Here is a 23,591-nt window from a genome sequence, read left to right on the forward strand (position 1 = left end):
TTTTGTCTTTTATGAGGGGTCAACCTGTAAGCCTCTGAAATATTACCGGCACCCAGGGGGTGCCAAAATCTTGTCCTGCTCCTTATGCCAAACCGAAAGATGCCCAAACTTTACCCACGCCTGAAACGACTCATCGGTAGAGCTATTCATCGCTATGAACTCTTGGCAGAAGGAGACCGCGTACTCCTTGGCCTTTCTGGCGGAGAAGACAGCCTTGTGCTTTTAAGCTTTTTGGCAGAATGGCGCCGCAAGACCCCTTTCCGCTGGGAGCTTTTTGCCGTACACCTTGATATGGGTTTTGATACGCCAGCAGACCACGAAAAAAAAATTAAAGCTTTAAAAGATTACTGTGAAAAATTGGCAGTCCCTTTTGAAGTTTTCTTTACCAACTATGGCCAAATGGCACTTGAAGCAAAAGAAAAAAAAGTCTCCCCCTGTTTTGTATGTTCCTGGTTTAGACGCAAGCATCTCTTTCGCCTAGCGGGAGAAAAAAAATATAACAAGATCGCTTTTGGACACCACAAAGACGACCTCATCGTTACTTTTTTCTTGAACATGTGCTACCACGGAGAACTCGCTACTATGCTTCCCAAACAAGAAATGTTTAAAGGCGAGCTTTACATCATAAGGCCGCTTATTTTCGTAGAAAAAAAACTAATCTCTGCCTTTGCTAAAAAAGAAGCTCTACCGGTTTTTAAAAATCCCTGCCCACTTAGCCCCTACACCAGACGGGCCAAGATGGAAAAAATACTTGAAGAAAAGCTCTATCCTGAGAACCCGAAATTTAAAGGCAATATCTTCCACGCTATTTTTAATTGCAAACCGGATTACCTTCCTAAACTCTAGCCACCTCTTCCTACAAAAACCTGCACGAAATCGCCGAGGTCAGTATTGCAAGCCAACCGGATATTTAAAAGAGATGTTTGGCCAAACTCTCCACAACTTTTAACCCTTTTGTCAGAAATTGTTAAAGGCTAATTAACAAGCTCCTGCTAAAAATCGCCCTCAACAAAAAAAATCTTTAGGAGGGGGACTATGAAATTTTTAAAGAAAAGATGGTTGTGGTCTTTGCTTTCGATTTTGATTTTGTCTTTAACATTAATTGGTTGTGAATTAAAGTTAGAAAATGGTCATTTAGTCATTGTTGACAACGAAACCCAAGAAAATGGCGTATTTCTGTTGCACTTTGCCGACATACACCTGGCCACTGACCCGGAAATAGCAGATATTTTTGGTGGCACTATTCCAGCGGTTGAAACCACCGATAAGGCCGTCCAACAAGTTTTAGACTACAATCCCGATGTTTTTATCCAAACCGGAGATATTGTGGCCCATGCTGAAGACCGCGATTTAGACACCGCCGAAAATTGGTTCATCTTGGCCAAAGAACACGTACGTGATCCTATCGTAGATAACCACATTGCCTTTCTTTATGCCCCTGGCAACCACGACCGGGCTGGCATAAAACTAACCGGCGTTGACACCGCTGACCCGCGCTATGACGAAGGCTTAATCCTTCAGTACCTAGACATTGGTAAGGAAAAGGTATATTACTCTTATGATAAAGGTGATTATCACTTTGTGGTAATAGACCCTGAAGAGCTCCCCGAAACCGGATACAGAGTAGTTAGCTTACCTGAAGAACAACTAAACTGGCTAAAATCTGACCTAGAAGCAAACAAAGATAAGTTTATCATTATCTCTTATCACCAACCTCTTGGTTCCTGGACCGAAGAAAGCTATCAGGAGTTCATGAATGTAATCGAACCCTATAAAGATAATATCATCTTATTAGCAGGTCATACCCACGATAACAGAGTAATTTACAGAAACGGTATCCCTGAATATCAAGACGGAGCTGTTTGTGGCGACTGGTGGCAAACAGGGAAAACTCCCGATGGTAACCCTATCGGTTATGCTATCTACTACTTGAAAGACCATGAAGTGCATCGTTTTTATAAGGCAATTGACTCTGATAAACAAATTAATCTTCTAGCACCCGTTGACGTAACTATTAGCGGTGAAGTTCCCGCTGAATTTAACATTTATGACGAAGGGAAAAATATAACAAGTGTTTGTTACGAAATAGACGGCAACCTTAAAGATTGCTTTAATGTTTCAAAAGTTGATACCCCAAAGATCGACTGGTATCACGTAACTGGAACCATAAACGTACCCATAAATGATGGAGATTTACACCACGTAACCATTGTTGCTACGGCTCAAGATGGAAGTACCCTTAGTAAAGACCTGCTCTGCAAGTTTTCTGAAGAAAAAATTATGCCAATTGCTGACATCATCGATGACTATAATTTCGAAAACTTCTACGGACGTTTTGTCAAAGTTGATGCAGTAATTACCGCGGTAATGGCTTCAGGAAATCTTTTAACTCTTCAAGATGACACAGGAAGTATCGTGGTATGGGCTGGTGATTGTCATCATCCCGAATTCAAGGTGGGAGATAAGGTACGCTTAAGAGGACAGGTTACCCAGTTTAAGGGCACCAAAGAGCTTAAACTGGTAAGCCAGGAAGACGTAGAAATTTATGATCACGTAGATCTGGAAAACCTCGTAGTTGAATTAGAAAACATTAAACAAGCTTACGATCAGTATGATACTTTAGAAAACAAAATCGTTAAAACTTCTGGCGTAGTAACCGCCATATTTGGAAACCTTGTCTTTATCCAGGATGACACCCAAGGCATTGCCCTTTGGCTTGGCGAAATTACCGCTCCATCGTTAGAGCTTGGAGACAAAATCACCGTAAAAGGCGGGTTAACCAAGTATAATGGCATGGTAGAAATTGTCCCACTAAACGATGAAGATTTAACTATCGATGGAACACAAAGTGTTCCCGACCCTAAAGAAATTACCTTGGCAGAAATAGACAGCAATTACGGCACTTTAGTAGTAATTAAGAACGTAGAAGTAACTTCTGTTACCTCAAGTAAAATCTACGTCTCCGATGGCAATAATCAACTAACAATCTACTGCGGTAAGGCCGGCTTTAATCCTACCGGTATCGTAACTACCGGAGATAAAATAGACGTTACCGGGGTGGTAGGATATTACGGAGATGAACCTCAAATCTATCCCAGAAGTATTGAAGACATCGTAGTCGTAGAAAATTCCGAAAATACACCTTCCGTTATCGAACTCAACCAGATTAAAGACGCTTATGAGCAATACGCAACTCTTGAAAACAAGACCGTTAAAGTCTCTGGTACCGTAACTGCTGTTTTTGGGAACCTAGTTTTCATTCAGGACGAAAGCCAGGGAATTGCCCTTTGGCTAGGCTCTATTGATGCTCCAGAAATATCTCCAGGTGACATTTTAGAGGTAAAAGGAACGCTAACCCAATATAACGGCATGGTAGAAATCGTTCCGGCCACAGACGAAGACGTTCAGAAAGCTGGCACAACCAATGTTCCTGAACCCAAAGAAATAACTATTGAAGATGTCGAAGCAAATTACGGAACTCTTGTAACAATTGAAAACGTAGAAGTAACAAGTGTAACCAGTTCGAAAGTAGTTGTTTCTGATGGGAATAGCAACCTTACTATCTATTGTGGCAAAGCAGGATTTGATCTTTCAGAGCTTGTCTGGGAAGGCGCTAAAGTAAACATTACGGGTGTAGTGGGATACTATCGCACTGAACCACAAATTTACCCACGTAATGCAGAAGACCTGGAAGTCATTCCGCAATAAAAAAGAAGGGGGCTAAAAGCCCCCTTCTTTTTCTCTATTCATATCTAATAGACTACTTGTCAGACTTAGTCGAAGAGGTATCTTTGCTTTTAGTGTCTTTCTTTTCTTTTCTGGCATAGTCAGTTACATACCAGCCCGATCCTTTTAATACAAAGGAACTCTGACTAACAAGCTTGCGCAACTTCCCTTTACAGGCCTCACAAGTAGTCAGGGGTTCGTCGGTGATTTTTTGCCAAACTTCGTAATGTCGGCCACAATTTTCGCATTCGTATTCGTAAATAGGCATTTTTTACCTCCTAAGTATAAATTTTATCAAAATGCTTGATCACTTTTTCAAGTTCCCTGCACCGATAATAAGATAATACTTCTTTGGTCAAATGGTGTACCCTTCTTTCTTCTTTTAAGCGCTCAGGAAGAGCCATCCAGAAATTTGCGCAAAACCTTACAAAACGTACCATGTGCACCAGTTCATGGGTAAAAATATAAAGCAAAAGAGCATTAAGAAAAGATGAAGATTTCCCTAGGGCGACAAGTTTTTCTTCTGCTAAAGCTAGACCAAAAAATTCTCTTCTTTTACGGGGTAAAATTTCATGGTTTTGTAAAAGGAAAAGAGTAGCCAAAGCATCGTTAGGAATTGTTATTAAAATCTTTTCCTGTGGGATGATTTCGTATTGCAGGCGGCGCCACTCTTGTGATGAAAGAGAAAAATGTTTGTCTATCAATTCTTCTGCCAGGGCTGAAGTCTGGGCCAACAATGAGGGGGCAAGCTTTGAATTGTTTCTTTTGGCAAAAGTTAATCCCCCGCTGGGTATGACCCAAGCCACTCGAGATGTGCACAAATCTTGGCTAGTTCTTCCACGCATTCTTGTACGTCTTTATCTTCAATGTGCCCTTCGCAATCAAGAAAGAAAAAGTAGCGCCACGGCTCTTTTTTAGCAGGTCTGCTTTCTATTTTGGTTAAATTTATACCTTTTTGCGCAAAGCAACTCAAGACTTCGTAAAGGGCACCTGGCCGGTCCGAAATACTAAAAAAGAAAGAGGATTTATCTTTTCCCGTGGGTTTGGGAGAATCTTGGCCGATTACCCAAAAACGGGTGACATTTCCGTGAAAATCTTCAATTCGGCTGGCCACTACCTGAAGATGATAGGTGCGCGCGGCAAGCGGACTGGCAATAGCTGCTACAGAGGGATCAACAGCAGCCCAGCGAGCGGCAAAAGCGGTGGAAGAAACTTCTTCCACCGGCACAGACGGCAAATTTTTGCGTAACCAGCGCCGGCATTGTGCTAGGGCATGCGGATGTGAAAGAACTTTTCTGATGTCTTCGCGCTTACCTGTCTGATTTAAAAGATCGTGACTTATGGGAATGAAAATTTCACCACATACTTTTAGTTTGTAATCAGAGAAGGCATCAAGGGTGGCGGAGACCGTCCCTTCAATGGAGTTTTCCACCGGCACTACCCCAAAATGTGCTCGTCCAGCCTCGGTTTCTTCAAAAACATCAAGTACGGATTCCAGCGGCAAAAAAGATGCCGCCTGACCGAAAAATTTTATAGCCGCCATGTGACTAAAGGTAGCCTCTGGGCCGAGATAAGCCACCTTTTGAGGCTCCTGGGCCGTGCGGCAAGTATGAACAATTTCAAGAAAAATAGCTTTTAGGGATTCCTCAGGAAAGACCCCTTGGTTTTCTTCAAGTATTTTTTGGATAACGGCTCTTTCACGGGAAAGATCTAATACGCTTGCGCCAAGCTTTCTTTTAAGTTCTCCAACTTCTCTGACTATCTGATAACGCTTTTTTAAAGAGTCAAGAATAGTACGGTCAAGGCTGTCGATCTCTCGGCGAAGTTCTTTTAAGCGTGCTTCTATATCTTTTTTATCCATATTTTCACCTGTTTTTGAAATTATTACCTAGTTTAATTTGTATCACAAGTTAGGGACCAGGCCACGGACGACATTTTTTGCACGGACAATACCCCTCATAAAAGGCCTGTTTCATAGTGGAAAAAATTACGCGGTTGCGCGCGGAGGTGCGCTTCCCAAAGCCGCAACTTTGCCGGTGAAATCGTCTGCTACGTTTATTGCCAATATAAAAAGGTTCTCCGCGAAAAAGATTTTCTTCCCACCACAGCCCCCGCTTATATCTCATGGCTTCACGTTGCGCCGCAAGCAGACGGTCAAAGTATTTGACGTTCGGGTAGGTATAGCAGGCAAAGGCAAGACCTGCAGAAACAATGGCCTCCTGCACAAAAGTGCCGTCAGGGAGGAATACGTAAGCAAGAAGTCTTCCGAATCTATCCCTTTTTTCCTCTGCAGGTTCAATTATGACCTTTTTCCCCTTGACCAGCTTGATATTGAAACGCAAAGCTTTTTTTCCATAAGGCTCACCAGGCTGGTCTTCATGGGGGATTTCCGGGGCATTTATTCCGGCATAGCGAACTTTTTCTCCATTTGACAGGATTATGGTATCCCCATCAATTACCCAACGAACAGAATAGGCATTCTTATAAGCCTGACAGGTTGAAAGCGTAATCCAGGCAAAAAATAGTAGCAAAAAACTAACACTAAAACAAAGTTTATTAATAAATCTCATAGAAAACATCAACCTCCTTAACAAATTGACAATTTCTGTAACACCAAAATAAGAAAACTAAATTATAAATACCATCTACTTGCTTTATCAATAAAAATTAAGCAAGCTAATTACATGGAGCATATAAATGCTAAATTCTTTAGCAAATTTAATGCAGAAATTGCGAGCTATTATAACGTATCGTTTTGTCATTTTAAATACGGGAATTTAGCCTCTCCTCATGCTGTTGTTATCGAAAAGGGCCTTTTTGACCACAAATTAGAACTTGACTCTTCCCTTATCATCCACGTAACGATTACTGGTCGCTGCAACGCCCGTTGTAGAGGCTGTATCAATGTTTCCCTTACTTGCGAAAATCGTTTAGAAGCCCTGGAAATCTTCGAAGCAGAACCAGAACGTGAAGCAAAAGGCATCATTCAGCTTGCCAACGAATACCCAAAAAGACCAGTGACAATTGTATTTTATGGCGGAGAGCCGCTTCTTGCGCCCCAAAAAATAATCAAAATAAAAGAAATCCTTGAAAAATCCCCTATCGCTTCTCGACTGCGCTTTATGCTCATTACCAACGGCATGTTAGTTGCTAAGGCCTGGGAAAATTATCCTGAGATAGTTAAAGATTTTTGGCTATACTCTTTTTCTATCGACGGACGCAAAGAACAGCATGAAGCCGTTAGAATCGGCACAAACCTTGATATAATCCATCGAAACATTTCTTTGTTGAAAGAAAATTCAAAGGCGCAAGTGCTGATTTGGTCAACCCTTCGAGAAGAACAATCTCTTGCCGATTGTTTTCAAGGGTTTATGGATCTCTATGAAAACGGCCTTGCTGACTATTTCTTTTATCACTTTGCTGAAACAGACAAACCTTTTCTGGATTTTTCAGGATATATCTCCCGCTATGAAAAAGAATTCTCTCAAATCCTGGATGCCTATTTGAATTATCTGAGTGAAGGAAAAATTTTACCCATAATCCACCTAAACGAACTGATTGCCTTTCTTCTTACCGGAACAAGACGAGGGCACACTGCCTGCGGGGTTGAACGGGCCGAAAATTTTGATCTTGTAGGGGGAAAGATCCTTGCCTGTGCAGACCTTCCCCTTGAATTTGCCATTGGAGAGATAAAAGATAGTGGTGAACTTGAGATAAAAACCGAGGCTCTCCCAGAACTTGTTAATTACAAAGAAGCTTTAGGGTGCCATTTTTGCGGTATCGAACCTTATTGCGGAGGGCGCTGTCCGGTTCAAGTCCTCACCGGCTCCCTTGAGAGAACTTTGGCATACTGCCAGTTGCTTCGCTTACACGTCGCTCTCGTGCTAGAAAAGATTCCTTTAATAAAAAAATACCTCAAAAAATGGAAGCTTTACCCGCAAGATTTATATGATTCTTCGGGATTTCTCGCCCGGTATACCGATGTTATCCCCTGACAAGTTTTCATTTTTTCTATAAAATCCCGATTAAAATTAAAAGAGACCTTTGCAAAATTGCTAAGACTTTATTGCCAGCAGAAGGAATCCGTTTCTATTTTTCGTTTCGAAAAAAGAATGGATGCTAGTATTTTTTAAAGGTCTCTAAAAAATTTGTCAGAAGTGTAAAATGTTTTTCCTTTTTCTAAAAAAGATAGAACGCATTTTGCGCAAACACGATTGGCTAACCCTTATTGTCATTCTGCTGACCCTTCATTGCATTTCTGCCTTTCTTTTGTTGGTTTTTGATTACCAAACTTTTGCAGAAGACTCCCTCCCCAAAACCCTTTGGAAAGGAACGTGGTGGTTTTTTGTCACTGCCACAACTGTTGGTTACGGAGACGTAATACCTCAGAGTATTCCTGGACAGGTCATCGCAATTTTTGACATGATTTTTGGGATAGGCCTCATGTTTACCATAATTGGCGCTGGCACCGACAAAATCATCGAAAGGAGGAAAAAGCGATTGAAGGGGCTTCAGGAAATTAAACACAAAGATCACATCGTGATTTTAGGTGGAGGAGCCCCTAAAAAATTAAAAACCATTATCAGGGAGCTTCGCAAAGACTTTGGCGAACATGCAGAAATTGTCGTATGTTCGGACAAATATAAAGAAAATCCTTACCCTGAAGAAGTAGATTTTGTTTTTGGAAAGATCGACCAAGAAGAAACACTTAAAAAAGCAAATTTAAAAAAGGCCCAAAAAGTTATCATTTATGGCATTAACGATGAGGAAAGTATCTTAAGTACCATGGCTGTTGATGACTTTAATAAAATGGCATTTATAACGGTCTATTTAAGAGATAGAGAAAATATTAAACATATCAATCGCATCAATAAAGCTCGTCAAAAACTTGCAGAGGTAAGCAAGAAGCAATATCCCAAAATAACCACTGTTACCCGTATTTACGATTTAATGCTGGCAAGAGAATTGTCAAATCCCGAGCTATCAGACGTAGTTTTTAGGCTTATGCGCACCGGTGAGGGGAACACTTTTTACAGCATCCAAGCTTGGCCGGATATGAATGTATGTATCAAAGTACCTGAAATCAGAAAACTTTTACGAAAAACAGAGGCCCATGCGTTACTGTTGGGTATAAAAAGATACGAAACAAATGAAATTATTATAAATCCCGATGAAAACATATTCGTTTGTCCTAAAGATCAACTATTTGTTATTGCGAAAGAAAAACCATCCCTTGATTGGTCAAAAATATTAAATGAAAACAATATTTGATTTAAAGTTCGGGTTGACAAACTATTTTAATTTGGGAAGATGGGCCATATGAGAAATAGTAAAAAATATCTCCTCTGGGTATTAGCGATAATTACTATCTTCTTGGCAGGTTGTGCTCCCAAAAACGTATCACCTCGACCTTCTAGTTCGTTGAGCAAAACCTTCCTTGAATCCAATCTTGAAAAAGAAAACTCTTTACCTAGCCCACAAGACAATTTAGCTGAAGAAAAACCACAAAATAAAGAACAAGACAATGAAGAACAAGACAATAATGTTAAAGCGCTCTCTAATACTGAAGAAGATACTACAACCTCTTCTCAAGAGAGTCCTCAAGAGCTCATTGATACGGCCTTAGAATATTACAACCTTGCCCTAGACCTGAGAGACAAGGGAGATGACGAAGGCTCTTTACATGCTTTAGACCAGGCCTATGAGTTGATTCTTCAGGTTGAAACCGACGACCAAGCTGAGCTTATCCAGCAAAAAGAAGACCTGCGTTTCATGATAGCCAAAAGGATTTTAGAAATTTACGCCTCACGCCACACTTCTTGCAAAGGTTTTTGTTCTGAAATTCCGCTTGTTATCAACAAATACGTGGAATACGAAATCAAGCGGTTCCAAACAGTTGAACGCAGTTTTTTCTTAAACGCATACAAGCGGTCAGGGCGATATCGCCCCATGATTGTCAAATATCTCAGGCAGGCTGGGCTTCCTGAAGAGCTTTCTTGGCTCCCTTTGATAGAAAGTGGCTTCAAAGTAAAGGCCCTTTCCCGCGCCAGGGCCTTGGGGCTTTGGCAATTCATCCCTTCCACCGGATACAAATTTGGCCTAAAGAGAAATGCCTGGATAGACGAACGCATGGATCCAGAAAAATCCACCAAGGCAGCTATCGCCTATCTAAAAGAACTACACAACATTTTCGGAGACTGGACTACCGTACTAGCAGCCTACAATTGTGGCGAAGGGCACGTCTTGAGAGTTATTCGCCGCCAAAAAATCAACTACCTGGACAATTTCTGGGATCTATATCAAAAACTTCCTAGAGAAACAGCGCGTTACGTGCCTCGGTTTTTAGCCGTGCTACATATTCTGAAGGATCCTGAAAAATACGGTTTTAAGCTTCCTCAGCCTGATCCTCCTCTGGAATATGATGTCGTTGAAGTCCATAAACAATACAGTTTAAAAAGTATTGCCAAGGCATTGGGAATAAAATCTCAAATACTAGCAGAATTTAACCCCGAGCTGCGCTATAAAGTCACCCCCCCAAAATACACCCTCAAAATTCCCAAAGGCTATGGGCCAAAACTTGTAGCACTTCTGGAAAACAAAAAAATAAAACCTTGGAAGCCAGCTCAGACTTATTACGTCTATCACCGCCTAAGACGCGGTGAGACCCTGTCGCATTTAGCCCGTAGGTACCGCACTTCTGTTACGGCAATCATGCGGGTTAATAACATTTCCAACCCCAGGCGTTTGAGGGCCGGACAGAAGCTCAAGATCCCTGTTGGTCGCAAATACGTAGCCAAACGTTATCACAAAAAGACCGTAACTTACGTGGTCCGCCGCGGTGACAGTCTCTGGAAAATCGCTAAAAAATTCAATACCAGCCCTAAAAAAATAATGCGAGTAAACAGGCTAAGCACCACACGTCTTAAGATTGGCCAAGTTTTAAGAATACCTTTAAAAGAAGCCTCTTAAGTTAGACTTTGACAATTAAAACAAACGTGTTATTTTTTGTGGCGTGGGCCGCTAGCTCAATTTGGTAGAGCAATGGACTCTTAATCCATAGGTTGGAGGTTCGAGTCCTCCGCGGCCCACCACATGAGAATTGTTTACGTCGTTATTTCCTGCAAAAAATCCGAGCCTATCTTCCTAATCTGTATTAGTTCCCACCCATTTTTATTACTCCACAAACTTGGCAAAATTTTTGGAAAATTTTTTTTAAAGTTACAAGGCCTACAACCTCACTCTAGCGTTTAAATGATCCTTTACCATTTTTTTCCTAAAAAACGAAAAGTATCCCCGAAATGTCTTTAAAAAATTATTTAAGAAATCTTCAGTAAGACCGAACATAATTTAAGAGAAAAAAATTCCTAAATAGGGGTTAGGAGGAGTGTATGCGCTATTCTTTTTCTGATCTGTCTTTACGTTATAAGATTCTTATTCCCTTTTTGTTTACTGTTATTTCTTTGGCTCTGGTAGCGATTTTTTTTAATATTCGTTCGGCAAGAAGCATTATTAAAAGGGCAGGCCAAGAACAAGTCCAAGACAGCGTTTTTACCTTAACCCGAGGGATAAATGAAGCTCTAAACGCTGCTACAAATCTGGTAGTTACCCTTTCAGAAATTAGTCGTTTACAAGCTGCTATAGCTGAAAACGATCGCAACAAAGCCTTAAAAGTTCTTACTCCTATTTTAGAAAAGATTAATAATGATTCAAAACTAAAAACAGAAGTTCATATTCATACGGCAGATGGCCATTCTTTTTTAAGAAGCTGGGCTCCAAATAGATATGGAGACGATTTAACCTTAACTCGTCCTATGATTGCAAAAATAATACGTAATAAACAAGTTTTTGCAGGAATTGAAGCAGGAAGAGGGGGGCTTTTTCTCAGGGCAATCGCCCCGGTATATTATCGAGGACTTTATGTCGGCAGTATTGAAACTGGTATCCCTTTAAAAGAACTTTTCCAAATATTAAGCGGAGAAGAAAACGCAATACAGGCTTTATAAAGCCTGAAATAGCCAAAATTATGAACAAAAAACAAAAAGTGGGCAATTTAATACTGGCTACTTCTTATAAAGAATTACCCCCTAAAGTGTTAACAACCGAGATACTTAATCAAGGCCTAAGTAAAGAAAAAATAATTCTTTTTAAGGACTATGGAATAGGACTTAAACCTATCAAAAATTTCGAGGGCAAAACCATTGGTGTATTCGTGGTAGGCAGAGACCTTTCTGATCTTGAAGCCGTACTAAAAGAAGACATCTTTAAAGTAGTAATTGTGTTTTCTATTGCATCTATATTAGCAATAATGGTAGTAATATGGCTAGCAAATATCGTAAGAAGTCAGATCTGCCTTGCTGCCACACGCATGGAAGATATAGCACAGGGAGAGGGAGATCTCACCAAGGAACTCCCTGTGTTAGGCAAAGATGAAGTGGGCTCCTTGTCCCAGGCATTTAATACTTTCCTGACAAAACTTAAAAAGATAGTTATCAAGCTCAAAGAACAGGTTCAAAACATCTATGAGACCTCAGGCCATCTTGATAATGCTGCCCATGCTTTAGAAGATGGCATCTCAGTAATGGAAAAGCAAACAAGTAACATAAGTAACACCAGTGAAGTCCTAGTTAAACGAACAGAAGAAGTACATAGGATGATTTCCGAAATGGAACAAGCCATATCTGAAATCTCTCAACAAACAGCCACTGCTGCTAGCATAGCTGCTGAAGCCCAAGAGCAAATTCAGAATGTGATTAAGACCTTCGATGCCTTAGATAAAGGCTCTCAAGAAATTGGAGAAGTGGTCAACTTTATCAATTCTATCGCTGATCAGACCAACCTTTTAGCCTTAAACGCCACGATAGAAGCCGCTCGAGCCGGAGAAGCCGGAAAGGGTTTTGCTGTAGTAGCCAACGAGGTAAAAGACCTTGCTAAACAAACCTCTGAGGCCACCGAAGACATTTCTAAAAAGGTCTATGGTATCCAAGCCTCTTCCAAACAGGTAGTTGAAGCCATAGAACGCATCTCAAAGGTAATTGAAAGAGTAAATGAAGTCTCAAACACCATTGCCGCGGCCGTTGAAGAGCAAACCGCAACGGTTTCAGGTATATCTGAAAACATGAACGATGTAGCTTCAAAGGCAGAAGGGCTTTCCAAATTGGTTCCAGAAATGCAAAAAGCTGCAGAACTTGTGCGTGAAAGTATGGAAGGAGTAAAAAAACAACGTGAAAGACTTGCTTCTCTCTCAAAAAATATGAAAATTCTGGTCAATCAGTTCAAAACATAATGAAAACAAACGACATCTGAAAGTATTCATCGCAAGGGAAACAATTGTGTAAGAGAGTGCCAGGGCGGGCTTTTTCCCGCCCTGGTTATGACACCGTTCCCATTTTTCGGAACGAAAAAAATGGGAACGGATCCCCATATTTTAGCTATGAAAAAAATAGAAAGAGAGAAAATTATTGCCAAAATCCAAAAATATGTATCTCAAAACGCCGCTAAAATAGCAGCGCTTTATATTTTTGGTAGTTTCGCAAAAAATGAACCCTTCGCCTTCTTTTAGACCCAATAAATACAAAGTGAAATATTGGGATTTCAAGCTTGAATTCAAGTTTCCAGTAGTAAAGCTTCTTGATTACCGAGAAAGATGGGATGAGCTTTAGGAGAGCAAGAATCCCTTTGCCATCATCGTGATGACCCATCTTAAAGAGCTGGAAACCAAGAAAAATATAGATGATCGGCTTTTCTGGAAAATCACTCTGGTTAAACGTCTTTATGAAAAAGGGTTCAAGAAGGAAGATATTCTCATGCTATATAAGTTTATAGACTGGCTGATAACATTGCCAGAGGAAGTAACTCTTAAGTTTCACGAAGAAATCATAAGATACGAGGAGGAAAAGAAAATGCCTTACATCACCACGGCAGAAAAAATAGGGATTAAAAAGGCTTTGAGCAAGGAATCCAACAGGGAATCCAGCAAGGAATTCAGCAGGGAATAAGGCAAGGACTTCTTGAAGCCATTGAACTCGGCCTTAAGTTAAAATTTGGTGCCAAGGGGCTCAAGCTCTTTGCTACCATAAGCAAGATAGCAGACGTTGACAAGCTTAGGGCGATAAAAGAGGCCATAGAAGTAGCAGAAGACTTAAGTGATATAGAGGAGTTGCTTTCTTAATGGCAAAAGGCGAAAGGCTAAAGGCTAAGGGCGAAAGGCAACATCTGTGATCTGTAAGCAGTGATCAGTGACCTGTAAGTTCTAGCGGTTGTAGAGGTTATATTGAATGGGGGTGTTGAAATGCCAGACATCGTAAGGAATACGAACTTCACATGTCATTTTGAGGCACGAAGCGAACCTAACATCCACCCCTACCCTGTCATGCTGAGGGAGCGCCATTACATGTCATTCTGAGGGCACGAAGTGCCCGAAGAATCCACAGGTCGATTGGTTCCACAGGTCGATTAGTGGATTCTTCGCCTCGCTACGCTCAGCTCAGGATGACAACATACCACTGTCATTCTGAGGGCTTGGGCCCGAAGAATCTATTAGTGGATCCTTCGCCTGCCCCTTCGCTTCGCTCAGGGCTTTGGCTCAGGATGACAAAGGAAGGGCTCAGGGCAGGCTCTTCGCCTCGCTGGCGCTCGGCTCAGAAATGACAACTTACCACTGTCATTCTGAGGGTGCGTCAGCACCCGAAGAATCCAGAAATGGTTTGAGGGGTTTGAGGGGCTTGAGGGACATTGATGGGGACATTAAGCGCCTTTTTCGGGAGAAGAAATGAGAACGGTTCCTAGATATTTTGAAAAAGTCTCATTAAGTTATAACACTATTTGAACACATAACATGAAACCTTTGCAAAATGGCCAAGAGCAGTGTTGCAAGTACAACCGCAGGGGGATCCGTTCCTATTTTCGGAACAAAAAATGGGAACGGATCCCAGGTGTTTTGCAAAGAAACAGATCTATTTTTTCCTAGGGCGTCCGCGGGGTCTGGGGCAGTATCCCAGTTTCTTACGAAATGTTTTACCTCCCGTGGGAAGGTTTTTGCGTACTGATTTCCTTAAAAACTCAAGCAATTCTGGCGGTTCGGGCAAAGAGCGCCATTCTTTGTAAAGCCTCAGGGTTTCGGGAGTAAAAGGCAGGGGGTCTAAAAAATGGGATCCGATCCCATTTTTTGAGGCGGAGGAATAGGGGTAATCTTCTGGATTCTGGGTAAGGTTTGCGCGGACAGGGTTACGTTCGATATAACGAAGCACTTGCCATAGATAGTTTTCATGATCCACCACAGAAGAAAAATACTTGGCTTTCCAGAGTTGCCCTTCGGTTTCATATTTGTCGTTATAATATTGGGTATAGCATACCAGCAGGCCTTGTAGGTATTTAACCATGTCTTCTTTACTTTGGGGAACAATTAAGAAATGGACATGGTTAGACATGATACAGAAGGCCCATATTTTGATTTCTCTACGCTTTTTAAGGGCAGCTGTCATATTGAGGAAACTAAGATAATCTTCACTTTCGTGAAAAACAGTGACCCCGCGATTAGAGCGGGCCACCACATGATGTGGGAATTTAGGGGCTATGATACGGGGACGTCCAGGCATAAAAATAGGAACGGATCCGTTTTTTTATTCTTATCGGATGAGGGTATAGGTCGTATAAAAATCATAACCGGGATCCGTTCCCATTTTTAATTATGACGGTTAAGGTAGCTTTTAAGGGGATTTGAGGGGATTTTTGGGCGCTTAAAATGGAAAGTTAGAGAAAAATAGGAACGAATCCTATTTTTTAAGGGGAGTGGGGGTTGGGACGATAGTTTTTTTGTAAGAACTTGATAACTTGTAAAAACTTGATGATTTGTATAAATTTCAGCGAGCAGGGATGGGGAAAGGACGAAGCGAGGGATGGGGTTGCTCAGGTATTTTCGCTTTGGTGCTTAGTCAGCTCGCTTTTATTACGGGGAGCATTTTCTTGTTGACATTGCTCACAGGGATTCTCTGGGATCCGTTCCTGTTTTGCCGAACGAAAAACAGGAACGGATCCTTGCCTTGAAGGTGGAGGAGACACAAAGGGGATAATGGCAGAGGAATCGTTAGGACAAAGGGTTTGGTGCACGAATTATTGAAATAGAGCTGCGGAGAAAAAAATGTTACCAAACTTTATAGGGGTTGGAGTACAAAGATCTGCAACTACCTGGATTTTTGAATGTTTAAGAGAACATTCGGAAATCTATGTTCCTCCCCAAAAAGAGCTTCACTTTTTTGATGCACATTTTGACAAAGGCTTAAATTGGTACAAGAAATTCTTCGAAGAAGCCAAAGGCAAAAAGGCTGTTGGAGAGATAACCCCTGACTATATATATAATTACAAAGCATTGGAAAGAATAGCTGCTACCATTCCAAATGTTAAAATTTTGGTGTCTTTGCGACATCCTGTAGATAGAGCATACTCTGCATATAGCTTACTAAAAAATTCTTATTATAAGGATATTTCTTTTGAAGAGGCTTTTTGGCAAAAAGAATATATAAAAAATGTAGGTTTTTACTCAAAGCATATCAAGGTACTTTACAATCTTTTTCCTAAAAAAAATGTTTTAATTTTTCTTTATGATGATATTCTAACTTGCCCTGAACGGGTAGCAAAAGAAATATATAAATTCCTTGATGTAGATGCCAGTTTTATACCTTCATCATTAAATAAAACCTATAATAAAATTCTATTTCCAAAAATTCAAAGCTTTTTAATTAAAATAAAACTAGAGCCAATATTAGAAGGAATAAAAAAAAGTCCAATGGGACATCTTATCAAAAAGACATTCTTCTACATCGAAAATAAAAAGAGATTTAAAAAGAAAAAAATAGATTATCAAAAATACATATCGGTTTATGAAGAAGATATATTAGAACTTGAAAAGTTGATTAATAGAGACTTAAAACATTGGCTAAAATATAAGCAATAGAACCTTGTATTACCGGGAGCTTTTTTACATTGTTCTCAGGGATCCGTTCCTGTTTTGCCGAACGAAAAACAGGAACGGATCCTTGCCTTGAAGGTATAGGAGACACAAAGGGGATAATGGCAGAGGAATCGTTAGGACAAAGGGCTGGGCGTGCGGCGATCTGGCAGGTGGCAGGCGGTGGCTGGCAGACCATCGTGCGCCTGGGGGCAAGTATCTATCTTGCGCGGGCGCTCAAACCCTCGGACTTTGGCCTTTTTGGCATGGCCCTTCTTTATCAACAGCTTCTGGTAACCGCCCTTTCCCTTGGTTTTGGTACCGGGCTTATCGTAAAAAAAGACCTTACCGAAGAGGACCTGAGCACAAGTTTCTGGCTTTCATGTGCTGTTAGGGTAACGGTATTTCTAGCAGTCTTTCTTACCGCCCCGCTGGCAGCTATGTTCTGGAAGGAACCGCGTGTGGAACCGGTTATAAGGGTTATTTCATTCACTTTGCTAATAAGTCTGATCGGCGCTATTCCCGGCACACTCGCGACTAAAAATCTCGAATTCAAAAAAATAAATATCATTCGGGGCATAGCGATTTTGCTCGAATCAAGCACCGCGGTGGCCCTGGTGGCGTTGACAAACCTTACTTACTGGGCCCTGGTAATTGGCATGATGGTAAATGCGGTTTTTTACAACCTGACCCTCTGGCTCGCCACCGGCGCCTGGCGCCCAAGGCTTACTTTTCACAAAGACGCCTTTCGTTATCTCTTTCGTTTTGGTTTTTACACCTGGCTTTTTTCGATTACTAATTATTTAAAACAGAATGTGGATTATTTCCTTGTGGGCCGTTTGTTGGGTACGTATAAACTTGGTTTATATGAATTTGCCTACCGCCTGCCACATTTAGTTTTCGACCGCATCTCCCGCCCGGTAGGAGATGTTGTATTCCCTGCCCTGTCAAAGGTTCAGGACGATAACGAGGCCCTTTTCCGCGGCTACGTGACCGCGGTAAAATACGTGTGTTTAGTCTGCTGGCCAATGCTTTTTGGACTTATAGCCGTGGCAGATATCCTGGTACCTACCCTTTGGGGAGACCAATGGCTACCAATTATAACGCCTCTGCGGATATTGTGCGTCTGTGCAGCTTTACGGTGCTTAATTCAACCAGCAGGAGGTTTGTTTAATTGTAAGAATCGTCCTGATCTAAGTTTTAAAATTTCCTTTGTAACCTTGATGCTTCTTGTTCCCTTAGTTTTAATTTTTGGCTATTACTATAACCTGACTGGAATAGCGCTTGCCATGTTAATTTCGGTCTTTTTTTTAGTTGCTGTGATTTTTTATATAATATCCTCTCTTCTTAACATTAGTTTACGTCCTTTTTTCTCGGAAATATATCCTGTATTTACTTCTTCTTTTATTTTATTAATTATAACATTTTTTACAAAAATTTTCTTTTCAAAAATATATTTTGATAGTTTTCTTGTAATTTTCATTTCCTGTTTTCTGGGGGCATTAGCTTATATTTTTTTGCTGCATTTTATTTTCTCTAGTTTTACTACTACAATTAAAAATAAAATTTTTTTGATTTTATCAAAAGGCTTTTAATATGAATATATTATTAGTTACAGGCAAGTTTCCTGTCCCTTCTCAAACTTTTGTATACTACGACTTCTTATACGCAATAAAAAAAGGCATTAACGCTTCTCTATTATGCAAGTACAAAGAGACTCATTCTTACAAAATACCTAAAGAATACGAGCAAAATATAATTCAATATTCCCCCAAAAAAGTAAATTTATTTTCTTTACAATCTTTATTTTTTTTACAAAAAAACTTATATAAATTTTGGCCTTTAGTTAAAAATTATGGCATAGAACTAACAGCCAAGAAAGTTTTGTCTTTATCTTATGTGTCTGAAAAATACAGAAAATTTGATTTAATACATGCCCATTTTATTCAATGGGCGTTTGACATAGCTTTTCCTTTATCTAAACTATTAAAAATTCCTTTTATACTATCAGCACACGATGGCCATATATTGCAATATTCTAGCAATATCATTACATGTTTACACAAGAACGCATCTGCAGTTATATTTCCCAGCAACTTCCAAAAAATGAGATGGTTAAGCAAGAGTAAAATTGCTAACGAAGATAATCTTTTTATCATTCCAAACGGAATAAAACTGATCACTAACGAAAAAAAAAGTTTTAACAAATTTAAAGAAGACATGAAAAAAAGAGTTAAAATTCTAGTAGTTTCCAGACTAATCCCTCAAAAGAGGGTATCTGACGCCATTAAACTTGCTAAACTTTTACTAAACCTTAGAAAAGATGTTAAATTAACTATCATAGGAGATGGCCCTGAAAAGAATAATCTCCGTCAATTAGCTGCAAAATTATCATTAACGGAAAAAATCGATTTTCGTGGTTTCCTTCCACATGATAAAGTTTTGGAACATATGAAAAATACCCATATTTTTCTGCATCCTAGTGAAAATGAATCTTTTGGTATCGTTATCTTAGAAGCTATGAATGCGGGAGCTATAGTAGTAGCCGCAGATTCGGGTCCTGTAAAAGAATTTTTACCAAATAATGCAGGATACATATATTCTCCTGGAGACCTAAATTCTTTATTTGCAATTATTAAATCTATTTTAGATGATCCCCAAAAAGCATTTGAGAAGTCTTTAAATGCTATAGAAATTAGTTCTAATTATAGTCTGGAAAAACATTTTTCATTAATTTTGGATTTATGGGATAAAGTTATATCATGAAAATCATTTATATAGCTAATGCATCTCATATTGGTGGCGGAAATAAAAGTTTATTAACTATGGCTCAAAAATTTCAAGAAGTTTATACTGTTCACGTTGTTGTTCCAGGACGCGGAGAATTTTGTAATCTCCTTAACAAGGCAAAAATTAGTTATTCAACTTTGAATATCAACTTTAGAAAAACATCTATTTTAAGTTTCATTAATACTTTTTTAAATCTTCTTAAATTAGTTAGAACTTTTTCGCCTGATATCATCCACGTTAACGATCTTTTTTGCTACAGAGCCCCTGGGTTTATCGCAAAATTTTTAAATATTCCCATTATCTGTCATATGAGATTTAGCGTTGAGCCACGTAGTGTTAGATATTTCTTAAAGGCTAGACCTTCTTTTATTATTTTTAATAGTCTATATTTGAAGAATCTATTCTTAAAGAATAATCATGAATTTTCAAAAATTAATAACGAAGTGGTTTATAATTTTTTTGATCCTAATGAATTTTTTGCTCCCGATATTCGTACACAAATACGTCAAAAGTGGGGCTTAGAAAATTATTATTTGGTGGCTATTATAGGAAATTTTTACCCTGTTAAAGGTCATGATATTTTTTTAAAGGCTGCAACTAAGTTAAAAAAGTATAGAACTATGAAGTTTCTTATTGTAGGAAAGGATTTAGACCCTCATAAAAAAAACGAAAAGCGCATTAGAAGACTAATTAGCACGTTAAAGTTAGAATCAAATGTATTTTTTTTGGGATTTAAAAAAGAAATCAAAGAGGTACTTGCCGGCATAGATGTTCTCGCTGTTCCTTCTATTTACGAACCTTTTGGTAGAGTTGCTGTTGAAGGATTATTGGGAGCTCTTCCTGTAGTTGCATCTAGAACAGGAGGGCTTGTAGAAATCGTTAAGGACGCTCCATGTGCTTTTCTTTTTTCTAATAAAAACAGCAGTGAATTAGCAAGTAAAATATATAATATTTATTCTTTTCGTAGAGAATATCCTATTATTGAAAATAGAAATTATGCAATTAAAAAATTTGGGCAAGACAATAATTTTGAAAAACTAAAAAACATTTATAATAGTTTGACGGCAAATCGGTAAAACATTTTTTAAAATTTAGTAGTATATTCATATAAGTAACTAATAATGAATATAGCCAAATTCTTTAAAAGACCTTTTTATAAAATAGTGCGGTATATCCTTCATTCTGATTTCTTTCGAAAAGAGTTATGGTATGCACTTAATGATATACTAAGAGATACTCCTATAAGCAATAAATTAAACTATTACCCCAATCCTTACTTTTCTACAGAAAACAATCTCGACATTATTAACATTAAAAAACCGATTTTTATAACGGGACGATTCCGCTCTGGATCAACATTTTTATGGCTCATTTTCAGAAATATTCCTAATATTACTTCTTACTACGAGCCACTTAATGAAAACAAATGGTTTTTACCAAAAAAATTTAAAGTTGATCCTAGTCATATTGGTGTGAGTGATTATTGGGCAGAATATCAGGGCTTTGATTTTCTTAAAGTTTATTTTAAGGAAGAATGGAGCTATAAAAAATTATATATGACTGAAAAGGATTATGATCCTAATTTATATCGCTATATTCAAGCTTTGATTGAAAATTCTAAAGGACGACCGGTATTACAATTTAACAGAATTGACTTCCGCCTACCGTGGTTTAAAACCTACTTTCCTAACGTTCCTATAATACATATTATCAGAAATCCCAGGGAACAATGGATGTCAATTCAAAGAGATGGCGGGCCTGTTTCACCTGATTTTATCATTAAATCTGAAAATATTCCTAGTCTCTTTTACACGATTGCCTGGGCAAATGATTTAAAAAAAGTATTTCCTTTCTTAGAACCAATAGGCAAACATCCTTATGTTCTTCATTATTTTTTATGGATGCTATCTTACATTTTTGGAAAAACTTTTGCTGACTATCATATCTTTTATGAGTCTTTAGTATTGGATTTTAAGAATTCTATTACCAAACTTTTTAATTTTTTATCAATTCAATATAGTGATGAAATTATTTCAAATTTAGAAAAATTGAATAAAGGCAAAATTTCAGAAAAATGGAAAGATTATGCATCTATTAAATGGTTCGAGGAAAAAGAAAAAGAATGTGAAATTGTTTTGAAGGCTTTTTTTAGCAAATTATGAATCTTAATAATCCATGGGGAAGATAGCGCTTTTTCTTTTGCTGGTAGTTAATGCCTTTTATTCCCTGGCAAACCCTTGGTTTGGGGTTTGTGCAGGTTATCTCTTCAATATCCTCGGGCCACAGTATATCTGGTGGTGGCATTTTCAGGGTTTAAGGGCCTTTTATCTCATTGCCGTGCCCACCTGTGTGGGTTTTATCTTTTCTTCCATTCGTGGGGCTTTAAATTACGAGATTATCAAGAATAAGCTTGTTCTTTTTGCGGTGCTTTATTTTTTGTTTGTTTTTCTTTCGTATTTCACCGGCCCATACGTGAACGTGATAAATGAGTGGCGTTTTTATGACCCCTATCAAGTACTTATTACTATGCTAAAGATTTTTGTCTTTTTCTTCATGGGGCTGGTGTGCATATCTGATAATAAAAAGCTGAAGCTTTTTGCCTTTATTTTACCCGTAGCAGCACTTTACCTGACTTACTGGGCCAATATGCAGTATCTTTCAGGACGATTTTTCATTCGTCTGCAAGGTCCTCACGATATCACTGGTGCAGGTATGTATCGGGACGAAAACAACTTTGCCATGCTCTTTGTAACGGCTATTCCCTTTTTCTTTTATCTGGGCTGGTATTTCAAGCGCTGGTACTTGAGATGGGGAGCGTGGCTGGTGGTGCCCTTTGCCTGGCACGCGATATTTCTAACGGCCTCGCGGGGTGGGCTTGTGGGAGCAGCCTTTGTTAGTTTTCTGGCAGGAATCCGCAGCCCCAAAAAGATCATAGGTTTTGCCCTTATCCCTGCGTTTATTGTTGCTTACGTATGGCAAGGGGGCTCTACGATCAAAGAAAGGACACAAGAAACTATTATAAAAGCAGAAGAAGAGACAAGTGCTGTGGACCCACGCCTTGAGGCATGGGAAGCAGGCCTAAAAATGTTTTTGGCACACCCTTTTACAGGGGTTGGTTTAGCATCTTTTGGGCAGGCCTTCCCTGATTTTTCGGATGCCAAACCCAAAGTTGCTCACAGCACCTATATACAGATTTTGGCGGAGTCAGGAATTTTTGCGGCTTTTTCTTATGTCTTCTTTATGCTTAGTTGCCTTTGGGGGCTTTTTCGTTTTCGTGACCAATTTTCTGCAGGATCTTTTGAATATTACCTTTGCGATGCGGTGCTGGTTTCGCTTTGTGGTTTTTTGACGTGCGCCCTTTTTCTTACTCTGAACGGCTTTGAAATTCAGTTTTACCTGGCGATTCTGGCCAATACGCTCATTTATCTGGCGAAGAAACAATCAGTGATCAGTGAGCGGTAAGAGGCGAAAGGCTAAGGGCAAAGGGCGTAAGGCAAAGGGCGGAGGGCGTAAGGCTAAGGGCGGAGGGTGAGCAGTGATCAGTGATCGGTGAGCTGTAGAAGTTAAAGGCAAAGGGCAAAGGGCGAAAGGTGAAAGGGATCCGTTCCCATTTTTCGGCCCGAAAAATGGGAACGGATCCTTGATCAGGGAGCTGGTTTGCGAGAGCCTTTTTGTGTGTCATTGCGAGCGAAGCGAAGCAATCTCATGAGACCGCCACGGGGACTGCGTCGCCTCGTGATGGGCGAAGGGCTGAAGGAGCCCCCATTTTTGTCATTCCGAAGAAACGATTCTCTTTTGTCATTCTGAGGGAGCGCAAGCGACCGAAGAATCCATTAATGGATCCTTCGCCTACGGCTCAGGATGACGGGAAGAAGCTTCGGCTCAGGATGACGGAAAGAGGAGTGGATCCCTTCGCCTTCGGCTCAGGGCAGGCTCTTCGCTATGCTCAGGATGACGACTTACCACCCGTCATTCTGAGGGAGCGAAGCGACTGAAGAATCTATTAATGGATCCTTCGCTTCGCTCAGGATGACGGGAAGAAGGAGCTTCGGCTCAGGATGACAGGAAGAAGGAGCTTCGGCTCAGGATGACGGAAAGAAGGAGCTTCGGCTCAGGATGACAGGAAGAAGGA

Annotated in this window: 20 protein-coding genes and 1 tRNA gene; 16 read left to right on the plus strand and 5 right to left on the minus strand. The window is 39.8% G+C overall.

What is annotated here, in order from left to right; genetic code table 11:
* Positions 1-99: 99 nt before the first annotated feature.
* On the plus strand, positions 100-846 hold the full coding sequence (locus H528_RS0104350; protein WP_033396241.1) for a tRNA lysidine(34) synthetase: 747 nt from the start codon (positions 100-102) through the stop codon (positions 844-846).
* Positions 847-1,035: 189 nt separating this feature from the next.
* Positions 1,036-3,708, plus strand: a complete 2,673-nt coding sequence (locus tag H528_RS12625; protein WP_022853125.1) for a DUF5689 domain-containing protein — start codon at positions 1,036-1,038, stop codon at positions 3,706-3,708.
* Between the two features lie 52 nt (positions 3,709-3,760).
* Here H528_RS12625 and H528_RS0104360 read toward each other — a convergent pair whose 3' ends face one another.
* From H528_RS0104360 to H528_RS12630, 4 genes are read right to left on the minus strand one after another with little or no spacing between them, the layout of a single operon-like run.
* The gene (locus tag H528_RS0104360; protein WP_022853126.1) at positions 3,761-3,994 is read right to left on the minus strand and encodes an FmdB family zinc ribbon protein; all 234 of its coding nucleotides are present in this window, start codon (positions 3,992-3,994) and stop codon (positions 3,761-3,763) included.
* 10 nt (positions 3,995-4,004) lie between these two features.
* On the minus strand, positions 4,005-4,532 hold the full coding sequence (locus tag H528_RS0104365; RefSeq protein ID WP_022853127.1) for a hypothetical protein: 528 nt from the start codon (positions 4,530-4,532) through the stop codon (positions 4,005-4,007).
* A complete protein-coding gene (gene pheA, locus H528_RS0104370) occupies positions 4,502-5,587 on the minus strand; it encodes a prephenate dehydratase (RefSeq protein WP_022853128.1) in 1,086 nt (361 codons plus the stop codon). Before pheA ends, H528_RS0104365 begins: the two co-directional genes overlap by 31 nt.
* 49 nt (positions 5,588-5,636) lie before the next feature.
* On the minus strand, positions 5,637-6,296 hold the full coding sequence (locus H528_RS12630; RefSeq protein WP_169352771.1) for a thermonuclease family protein: 660 nt from the start codon (positions 6,294-6,296) through the stop codon (positions 5,637-5,639).
* A gap of 114 nt (positions 6,297-6,410) precedes the next feature.
* Here H528_RS12630 and H528_RS0104380 point away from each other — a divergent pair, with 114 nt between their 5' ends.
* The 8 genes from H528_RS0104380 (at position 6,411) to H528_RS13795 (ending at position 13,721) form a co-directional block, all read left to right on the plus strand.
* A complete protein-coding gene (locus H528_RS0104380) occupies positions 6,411-7,721 on the plus strand; it encodes a radical SAM protein (protein ID WP_022853130.1) in 1,311 nt (436 codons plus the stop codon).
* Positions 7,722-7,890: 169 nt separating this feature from the next.
* Positions 7,891-8,997 carry an ion channel gene (locus H528_RS0104385; protein ID WP_022853131.1) on the plus strand — a complete coding sequence of 369 codons (1,107 nt, stop codon included), beginning with the start codon at positions 7,891-7,893 and terminating at the stop codon, positions 8,995-8,997.
* Between the two features lie 48 nt (positions 8,998-9,045).
* Complete coding sequence (locus tag H528_RS0104390; RefSeq protein ID WP_022853132.1) at positions 9,046-10,695, plus strand: LysM peptidoglycan-binding domain-containing protein; 1,650 nt, start codon at positions 9,046-9,048, stop codon at positions 10,693-10,695.
* 45 nt (positions 10,696-10,740) lie between these two features.
* A tRNA-Lys gene (locus tag H528_RS0104395) sits at positions 10,741-10,817 on the plus strand.
* Between the two features lie 297 nt (positions 10,818-11,114).
* On the plus strand, positions 11,115-11,729 hold the full coding sequence (locus H528_RS13975) for a cache domain-containing protein (RefSeq protein WP_022853133.1): 615 nt from the start codon (positions 11,115-11,117) through the stop codon (positions 11,727-11,729).
* A gap of 20 nt (positions 11,730-11,749) precedes the next feature.
* Positions 11,750-13,009, plus strand: a complete 1,260-nt coding sequence (locus H528_RS12640; protein WP_022853134.1) for a methyl-accepting chemotaxis protein — start codon at positions 11,750-11,752, stop codon at positions 13,007-13,009.
* A 147-nt stretch (positions 13,010-13,156) separates the two neighbouring features.
* Positions 13,157-13,285: a nucleotidyltransferase family protein gene (locus H528_RS14760; protein ID WP_281167622.1), complete on the plus strand. Its 129-nt coding sequence runs from the start codon at positions 13,157-13,159 to the stop codon at positions 13,283-13,285.
* A 130-nt stretch (positions 13,286-13,415) separates the two neighbouring features.
* Positions 13,416-13,721, plus strand: a complete 306-nt coding sequence (locus tag H528_RS13795; RefSeq protein WP_028845775.1) for a hypothetical protein — start codon at positions 13,416-13,418, stop codon at positions 13,719-13,721.
* Between the two features lie 957 nt (positions 13,722-14,678).
* On the opposite strand, the gene H528_RS12650 is transcribed toward H528_RS13795, so the two are convergent.
* Positions 14,679-15,320 carry a transposase gene (locus H528_RS12650; protein WP_022853136.1) on the minus strand — a complete coding sequence of 214 codons (642 nt, stop codon included), beginning with the start codon at positions 15,318-15,320 and terminating at the stop codon, positions 14,679-14,681.
* 542 nt (positions 15,321-15,862) lie between these two features.
* Between H528_RS12650 and H528_RS0104425 the strand changes: the two genes are divergently transcribed.
* The 6 genes from H528_RS0104425 to H528_RS0104450 all read left to right on the plus strand — a co-directional run bounded on the left by H528_RS0104425 (position 15,863) and on the right by H528_RS0104450 (position 22,921).
* Entirely contained in the window at positions 15,863-16,675 is an 813-nt protein-coding gene (locus H528_RS0104425) for a sulfotransferase family protein (protein ID WP_022853137.1), read from the plus strand.
* Positions 16,676-16,791: 116 nt separating this feature from the next.
* Positions 16,792-18,264 carry a lipopolysaccharide biosynthesis protein gene (locus H528_RS0104430; protein ID WP_157608111.1) on the plus strand — a complete coding sequence of 491 codons (1,473 nt, stop codon included), beginning with the start codon at positions 16,792-16,794 and terminating at the stop codon, positions 18,262-18,264.
* 1 nt (position 18,265) lies between these two features.
* Entirely contained in the window at positions 18,266-19,435 is a 1,170-nt protein-coding gene (locus H528_RS0104435; RefSeq protein ID WP_022853139.1) for a glycosyltransferase family 4 protein, read from the plus strand.
* Positions 19,432-20,535, plus strand: a complete 1,104-nt coding sequence (locus H528_RS0104440) for a glycosyltransferase family 4 protein (RefSeq protein ID WP_022853140.1) — start codon at positions 19,432-19,434, stop codon at positions 20,533-20,535. Before H528_RS0104435 ends, H528_RS0104440 begins: the two co-directional genes overlap by 4 nt.
* Before the next feature lie 45 nt (positions 20,536-20,580).
* Positions 20,581-21,621, plus strand: coding sequence for a sulfotransferase (locus tag H528_RS12655; RefSeq protein ID WP_022853141.1), 1,041 nt, complete (start codon positions 20,581-20,583; stop codon positions 21,619-21,621).
* Positions 21,622-21,634: 13 nt separating this feature from the next.
* Positions 21,635-22,921, plus strand: a complete 1,287-nt coding sequence (locus H528_RS0104450) for an O-antigen ligase family protein (RefSeq protein ID WP_022853142.1) — start codon at positions 21,635-21,637, stop codon at positions 22,919-22,921.
* The last annotated feature ends 670 nt before the right edge of the window (positions 22,922-23,591 follow it).

Origin of the sequence: Thermodesulfatator atlanticus DSM 21156 (assembly GCF_000421585.1) — a bacterium.
GTDB lineage: Bacteria > Desulfobacterota > Thermodesulfobacteria > Thermodesulfobacteriales > Thermodesulfatatoraceae > Thermodesulfatator > Thermodesulfatator atlanticus.

Bases quoted from the DNA above. Each gene is read 5' to 3' on its own strand.
- H528_RS0104350 (WP_033396241.1), top strand. From the start codon at position 100: ATGCCCAAACTTTACCCACGCCTGAAACGACTCATCGGTAGAGCTATT.
- H528_RS12625 (WP_022853125.1), top strand. From the start codon at position 1,036: ATGAAATTTTTAAAGAAAAGATGGTTGTGGTCTTTGCTTTCGATTTTG.
- H528_RS0104360 (WP_022853126.1), bottom strand. From the start codon at position 3,994: ATGCCTATTTACGAATACGAATGCGAAAATTGTGGCCGACATTACGAA.
- pheA (WP_022853128.1), bottom strand. From the start codon at position 5,587: ATGGATAAAAAAGATATAGAAGCACGCTTAAAAGAACTTCGCCGAGAG.
- H528_RS12630 (WP_169352771.1), bottom strand. From the start codon at position 6,296: ATGAGATTTATTAATAAACTTTGTTTTAGTGTTAGTTTTTTGCTACTA.
- H528_RS0104380 (WP_022853130.1), top strand. From the start codon at position 6,411: ATGGAGCATATAAATGCTAAATTCTTTAGCAAATTTAATGCAGAAATT.
- H528_RS0104385 (WP_022853131.1), top strand. From the start codon at position 7,891: ATGTTTTTCCTTTTTCTAAAAAAGATAGAACGCATTTTGCGCAAACAC.
- H528_RS0104390 (WP_022853132.1), top strand. From the start codon at position 9,046: ATGAGAAATAGTAAAAAATATCTCCTCTGGGTATTAGCGATAATTACT.
- H528_RS13975 (WP_022853133.1), top strand. From the start codon at position 11,115: ATGCGCTATTCTTTTTCTGATCTGTCTTTACGTTATAAGATTCTTATT.
- H528_RS12640 (WP_022853134.1), top strand. From the start codon at position 11,750: ATGAACAAAAAACAAAAAGTGGGCAATTTAATACTGGCTACTTCTTAT.
- H528_RS14760 (WP_281167622.1), top strand. From the start codon at position 13,157: ATGAAAAAAATAGAAAGAGAGAAAATTATTGCCAAAATCCAAAAATAT.
- H528_RS13795 (WP_028845775.1), top strand. From the start codon at position 13,416: ATGACCCATCTTAAAGAGCTGGAAACCAAGAAAAATATAGATGATCGG.
- H528_RS12650 (WP_022853136.1), bottom strand. From the start codon at position 15,320: ATGCCTGGACGTCCCCGTATCATAGCCCCTAAATTCCCACATCATGTG.
- H528_RS0104425 (WP_022853137.1), top strand. From the start codon at position 15,863: ATGTTACCAAACTTTATAGGGGTTGGAGTACAAAGATCTGCAACTACC.
- H528_RS0104430 (WP_157608111.1), top strand. From the start codon at position 16,792: ATGGCAGAGGAATCGTTAGGACAAAGGGCTGGGCGTGCGGCGATCTGG.
- H528_RS0104435 (WP_022853139.1), top strand. From the start codon at position 18,266: ATGAATATATTATTAGTTACAGGCAAGTTTCCTGTCCCTTCTCAAACT.
- H528_RS0104440 (WP_022853140.1), top strand. From the start codon at position 19,432: ATGAAAATCATTTATATAGCTAATGCATCTCATATTGGTGGCGGAAAT.
- H528_RS12655 (WP_022853141.1), top strand. From the start codon at position 20,581: ATGAATATAGCCAAATTCTTTAAAAGACCTTTTTATAAAATAGTGCGG.
- H528_RS0104450 (WP_022853142.1), top strand. From the start codon at position 21,635: ATGGGGAAGATAGCGCTTTTTCTTTTGCTGGTAGTTAATGCCTTTTAT.